Source organism: Dietzia sp. B44, assembly GCF_014145245.1.
Lineage (GTDB): Bacteria > Actinomycetota > Actinomycetes > Mycobacteriales > Mycobacteriaceae > Dietzia > Dietzia natronolimnaea.
Genome location: NZ_JAALEF010000267.1, coordinates 1 through 6,105, shown reverse-complemented (window position 1 = coordinate 6,105; position 6,105 = coordinate 1). Strand labels below are relative to the sequence as shown.

At 70.8% G+C, this 6,105-nt stretch carries 6 protein-coding genes; 3 read left to right on the top strand and 3 right to left on the bottom strand.

Going from position 1 to position 6,105, the window contains the following annotated elements:
- Together G6017_RS09545 and typA are read right to left on the bottom strand one after the other, a co-directional pair.
- A partial coding sequence (locus G6017_RS09545; protein ID WP_347237977.1) for an ABC transporter substrate-binding protein occupies positions 1-1,018 on the bottom strand: 1,018 nt, incomplete at its 3' end.
- Between the two features lie 95 nt (positions 1,019-1,113).
- Positions 1,114-3,036 (bottom strand): translational GTPase TypA, encoded by a 1,923-nt coding sequence (typA, locus tag G6017_RS09540; RefSeq protein ID WP_179525605.1) that lies wholly within the window; start codon positions 3,034-3,036, stop codon positions 1,114-1,116.
- A gap of 412 nt (positions 3,037-3,448) precedes the next feature.
- On the opposite strand from typA, the gene G6017_RS09535 reads away from it, so the two are divergent.
- From G6017_RS09535 to aqpZ, 3 genes are all read left to right on the top strand, one after another.
- On the top strand, positions 3,449-4,069 hold the full coding sequence (locus G6017_RS09535; protein ID WP_241730811.1) for an Rv1157c family protein: 621 nt from the start codon (positions 3,449-3,451) through the stop codon (positions 4,067-4,069).
- 38 nt (positions 4,070-4,107) lie between these two features.
- Positions 4,108-4,836 carry an SIR2 family NAD-dependent protein deacylase gene (locus tag G6017_RS09530; protein WP_182609517.1) on the top strand — a complete coding sequence of 243 codons (729 nt, stop codon included), beginning with the start codon at positions 4,108-4,110 and terminating at the stop codon, positions 4,834-4,836.
- A gap of 250 nt (positions 4,837-5,086) precedes the next feature.
- A complete protein-coding gene (gene aqpZ / locus G6017_RS09525; RefSeq protein ID WP_182609516.1) occupies positions 5,087-5,812 on the top strand; it encodes an aquaporin Z in 726 nt (241 codons plus the stop codon).
- A 73-nt stretch (positions 5,813-5,885) separates the two neighbouring features.
- Here aqpZ and G6017_RS09520 read toward each other — a convergent pair.
- Positions 5,886-6,105: hypothetical protein (locus tag G6017_RS09520; protein WP_206682427.1), on the bottom strand; the 220-nt coding region annotated here is incomplete at its 5' end.

Here is a 6,105-nt window from a genome sequence, read left to right as displayed (position 1 = left end):
CGCGGAGCGCGCGCTCCACGGCGGCCCCGTCGCCGGTCGTGGTGCTGGCGGACCCCGGCGGGAACGGGTAGGTCGTGACGGCCGGGTCGGACTGTCCGGTGACGATCCGACCGACCACCTCGGGGTCCACCGCCGCCGTGAGGCCGCGCCGCACTTCCGGGTCGCGGACCGCCGGGGCGACGGTGTTGAAGCCCAGTTCGAGTTGGGCCGAGGAGTCGACGGTCACGGCGCGGACCCCGTGGACGGTGGCCGAGACGTCCGCGGCCAACGGTGTCGCCGAGACCATCGCGAGTGATCCCGGTCCTCCACGCAACGCCGCGCCGAGTTGTCCGGCCCCTGTCGCCCGCCGCACGAGGATCTGATCGAGTTCCGGCGCGCGCGCCCAGTACCGGTCGTTGCGTACGAACTCGATCTCGCCCCGACCGATGTCGGCGAACCGGATCATGAACGGTCCCGCGCTCATCACGGGGAGGCTGGACATCGCGCCCTGGAAACCGTCCGGGGCGTTCTTGAGGATGTGCCCGGGCAGCAGGTCGGCGAACAGCGTCCGCCACTGCGTCGGTGGGGAGTCGAACACCACGTCGACGACCTTGCCCCCGGCGCCGGACCGCACCTCGACGATCTGCTCGTACCCGGCGGGGTCGACCACTCCGGGCTGGGTCGTCATCTGCCGCCACAGGTACTCGAAGTCCTCGGCCGCGACCGGCACCCCGTCGGTCCACTGGGCCAGCGGGTCGATCGTGTAGCGGATTGTCCGCGGGCTCCCCGGCAGGGGCTCGGCGGACACGAGGAGGTCGCGGTTGAGCACCGGCTCACCGCCCGGCCCGGGGACGAACGCGCTCGGGAGCAGCAGGGAGGCGACCAGGTCCGTGTCGACTCCCTGATCGGCCAGGAGATGCGGGTTGAAGCCCGGGTCGACGCGGTCGAGGGCCAGCAGGACCCCGCCACTGGACAGGTTGACGGACTCCCCGTCGGTACGCTCCTCCCCCACCACGGTGGGCGGAGGCGGATCGGCCACACACCCTGTGACGACGACGAGGGAGAGCACGGCTGCCAGAACGCTCGTGCCGCGCCGACGAACTGATGCCCCCCTCGTCGCCACCAGGGTCCTCGTCAGTTGACCGACTGCTGCTCGCGCGACTTGGACTTGCTGCGGGCCTTGGCCCGCTCATTGGCGGTGAGCAGCACCTTGCGCACGCGGATCGCCTCCGGTCCGACCTCCACGCACTCGTCGCCGGCGCAGAACTCCATGGCCTCCTCCAGCGAGAGGTTGCGGGCCCTCTGCAGGGTCTCGGTCGTATCGGAGGAGGCCGCTCGCATGTTGGTGAGCTTCTTCTCTTTGGTGATGTTGACGTCCATGTCCTCGGATCGCGGGTTCTCGCCCACGACGACGCCCTCGTACACCTCGGAACCGGGCTCGATGAAGAAGTCGCCGCGGTCGGCCAGGCTGAGCAGCGCGAACGCGGTGGCCTTGCCGGCACGGTCGGCAACCAGTGAACCGGTGTGCCGCGAGCGGATCTCTCCGACCCAGGGCTCGTAGCCGGCCGACTCGGAGTTGGCGATCCCGGCGCCGCGCGTCTCGGTCATGAAGGTCGTGCGGAAGCCGATCAGCCCCCGGGCGGGCACCCGGAACTCCATCCGGACCCATCCGGATCCGTGGTTGCCCATCTGCTCCATGCGCCCCTTGCGGGCCGCCATGAGCTGGGTGACCGCGCCGAGGTACTCCTCGGGCACGTCGATGGTCATGTGCTCCATCGGCTCGTGGACCTTGCCGTCGACGACCCGGGTCACGACCTGCGGCTTGCCCACGGTGAGCTCGAAGCCCTCCCGGCGCATGGTCTCGACGAGGATGGACAGCGCCATCTCGCCGCGGCCCTGGACCTCCCAGTCGTCGGGGCGCGCGGTGTCGAGGACCTTGAGCGAGACGTTGCCCACGAGCTCCTGGTCGAGACGCGCCTTGACCATCCGCGCGGTGAGCTTGGTACCGCCGTTGCGGCCGGCGAGCGGGGAGGTGTTGACGCCGATGGTCATCGAGATCGCCGGCTCGTCGACGGTGATCGCGGGCAGCGCCACCGGGTTCTCCGGATCCGCGAGGGTGTCGCCGATCATGATGTCGCTGATCCCGGCCACCGCGACGATGTCGCCGGCCACGGCCTCGTCGGTGGGCATCCGCTCGACACCCTTGGTCGCGAGGAGTTCCGAGATCCGCACGGACTTGGTCTCCTGACCGCCGTCGGGAAGGTTGTGGATCCACGCCACCTGCTGACCCTTGCGGAGACGGCCGTTGTGGATACGGACCAGACCGATACGACCGAGGAAGTTGGACGCGTCCAGGTTGGTCACGTGGGCCTGCAGCGGCGCGTCGGCGTCACCGCGGGGCGCGGGGATCACGTCGTACAGGAGCGTGAAGAGCTCGTCGAGGTTCTCCCCGGCCGGTTCCTGGCCGTTGGCCGGCTGCGTGGTCGAGGCCTTACCGGCGCGACCGGAGGCGAACACCACGGGCAGTTCGAGCGCGCGCTCGGCCGCGGCCTGGGCGTCCGGGTCCTCGAGATCGGAGGCGAGTCCGATGAGGAGGTCCTGGGCGTCCTCGACGACCTCGTCGATGCGGGCGTCCGGACGGTCGGTCTTGTTGACGACGATGATGACCGGAAGGGATGCCGCCAGCGCCTTCCGCAGGACGAACCGCGTCTGCGGCAGCGGACCCTCCGAGGAGTCGATGAGCAGGACGACGCCGTCGACCATGTTGAGGCCGCGCTCCACCTCGCCGCCGAAGTCGGCGTGGCCGGGGGTGTCGATGATGTTGAAGACGAGGTCGGCGCCGCCCGACCCTGCGCCGAGACGCCGCACCGACGTGTTCTTGGCCAGGATCGTGATGCCCTTCTCACGCTCGAGGTCACCCGAGTCCATGACCCGGTCCACGAGCTCCGCGCGTTCGTCGAACGCTCCGGACTGGCGCAGCATCGCGTCGACGAGTGTCGTCTTACCATGGTCGACGTGCGCGACGATGGCGACGTTGCGGAACTCGGTCAGGGCCATACGGTGGGTTCTCCCTCAGAGGCTTTCGGCGCCACGGGCGACTCTGTGGCCGCCGGGCGCGTGGTGGGAATCTGCGGGACTCCCGCGTGATCCACAAGCGCGTCCGGTCGAGCGCGCGTGCGTGACCACATTACCCGCATCGGCCTCCGGACAGTCATCCCGAGCGGGCGACGCCACACCCGCGGCGGCGACTGTTATTTACATCACAAGTATCTTCTGCCACACTGGCCACAGACGCCACAGCAACCGGGCCTCCGGTATCCACACCTGTAAACGTTGTGAGAACATCGAGCCGTCGATTGGTCGGCCCGCCGACCGGTCCGTCCGCCTCATCCGAAGAATGGACTCGCCAGTGACCCGCCACTCGCTCAGGAACTCGTTCAGGACCCTAGGTCTCGGTGCAGTCGCCGCCATGGCCGTGTCGCTCGCCGTCCCCGCCTCCGCGAGCGCCCAGTCGCTGGACGAGCTGGGCCGCCCGACCGAGCCGGTGCTGCAGGCCATCGAGAACCTCTCCGAGCAGCAGTGGATCCCCGAGGAGACCCGGGGCACCATCGCCCGGCTGGTGGGCTTCTTCCGCGGGTCCGGCGAGCCGGGCACCCCGCTGCCCGAGAACGGTCCGGTGATCGCGCAGTTCGCCTACCCGACCATCATGCAGAACTGCATCGACGGGGAACAGACCGCGGTCGGGGCCGCCACCGCCGTGCCGGGGCCCGCCGGCCTGCCCCTGCCCGGCATCCCGGGCGGCCACCTTGGCTTCATCTTCACCGCCCTCGGCACCGAGGGCGTCGCACCCCAGCAGGTGCAGCCCATGACCGTGGACTGGTTCAACATCAACAACGGTCGCCGCGGCACCACCGTGCTCAGCTACAACGGGATCAACGCGGGCGGACCGGCGACCCTCAACGGTGTCGCCGACACCGGCCCGGGGCAGGTGCTGATGCTCCTGCAGGGCGGCGTCACCACCACCCTCGCCGGCGGCGGGACCTCCAATTGTGTCTCACTGCCGCTGGTGGGTTCCGCGTTCGTCCCGTGATCAGCGACGGCGTGGGGTCCGACCGGCCCCACCCCGACATGAGCAAGGCCCGTCTCGCCCTCGGCGACGGTGGGCCTCTCGTCGTTCTGACGGGTGCCGGGATGAGTGCGGAGAGCGGGGTGCCCACCTTCCGGGACTCCCGGACGGGACTGTGGGCACGCCACGACCCCGCCGACCTCGCGACCCCGGAGGCCTGGGACCGCGACCGGGACTCCGTGTGGGCCTGGTATCGCTGGCGCGAGCACCTCGTCGGATGCGCCGAGCCGAATGCCGGTCATCTCGCGATCGCCCGCGCCGCCCGGGACCGCAGCGTGACGGTGGTGACCCAGAACGTCGACGACCTGCACGAGCGCGCGGGTTCCGCCGGGGTGCACCATCTCCACGGCAGCCTCTTCGCACACCGGTGTGACGAGTGTGGGGCCCCGATGGAGGTGGGGGCGCCGCCGGAGGACCCCGTGGACCGGCTCGCGCCGCCCGACTGCCCGCGGTGCGGCGGACGGGCCAGACCGGGAGTGGTCTGGTTCGGAGAGATGCTCCCCCGGCAGCCCTGGGACGCCGCGGTGTCCGCGATCTCCGCCGCGACCGCGGTCCTGGTCGTCGGCACCTCCGGTCTCGTCCATCCCGCCGCATCGCTCCCCGGCATCGCCGTCGACCTCGGGATCCCGGTCGTCGAGGTCAACCCCGATCCCTCCGGCCTCACGGACGGGGTGACGGTCCACCTCCGTGACACCGCCGCGGCGGTTCTCCCGACTCTCCTGGCGCCCTGACCGAGGCTCACCTCGCCGGGACCGCTTGACAGGTCGCGGAACCGGCGCGGCGGGACCCCGGCAGCGCTAGCGTGTGCTCAGCGGAAACACTCACCACCACGTTCCCGCCTCCCCCGATCCCGGGGAGTACACCACCGGAGGTCAATCCATGTCCGACTCGTCCCCGCGCACCCCGTCCGCACCGTCCCCCGGCACCCCGTCCGACACGTCCCCCGGCACCCCGTCCGGGACGGCGGTGATCGCGGCCGAGGTGATCGGCACCTTCTGGCTGGTACTGGGAGGGTGCGGCACGGCGGTGTTCGCCGCCGTCCAGGTCGCCACCGCAGACACCGGAGACGTCCCCGTGGGCGTCGGCTACCTCGGTGTCTCCCTGGCCTTCGGCCTGACCGTCCTGACCGGCGTGTACGCGCTCGGCCACATTTCCGGCGGCCACTTCAACCCGGCCGTCACCGTCGGCGCCGCCATCGCCGGGCGCCTCCCCTGGGCCAAGGCCCCCGTATACATCGTCAGCCAGGTCGTCGGCGGTCTGGTCGCGGGAGCACTGATACTCGTCGTGGCCAAGGGCAAGGACGGATTCGAGGCGACCGGCCACATGGCCGCCAACGGCTTCGGCGCCAACTCCCCGGACGGGTACGGCCTGCTCTCGGCCCTGATCATCGAGGTCGTGCTGACCGCGATCTTCATCTGGGTGATCCTCGGAGCCACCGATCGCCGCGCCCCCGCCGGCTTCGCACCCCTGGCGATCGGGCTGACGCTGACGTTGATCCACCTCATCTCGATACCCATCACCAACACCTCGGTGAACCCGGCCCGCTCGACCGCCGTGGCCTTCTTCAACGGCGACGGGGCCGTCGGTCAGCTGTGGCTCTTCTGGGTGGCCCCGATCCTCGGCGCGCTCATCGCCGGCGCCCTGTACGGTCCCCTGTTCGGCGAGCGGGTGAAGAACGCCCGGGTCACCACCGGCGCCGCCGCCTGACCACCCGGGAATGACTGCAGGGCCCGCGGGATCATCTCCCGCGGGCCCTGCAGTCGGTCCGACGTACCGGGGGTCAGCGCCCCTGCTCGTCCCGTCGGTTCCGTCCCAACACCTTGTCCACGACGCCCGGCTCCCGGTCCGGGTGGGCGGCCGGATCGACGTCGTCCGGGTGACGCCCCGTCCGGTCGTGGATGCCGGTGTCATGGGTGCCGGTGTCATGGGTGCCGAGACCCTGCGACCCGTCAGACCTGGAGTGCCGGCCACCGGCGTCCGCGATGTCGCCGGTGGCGCCG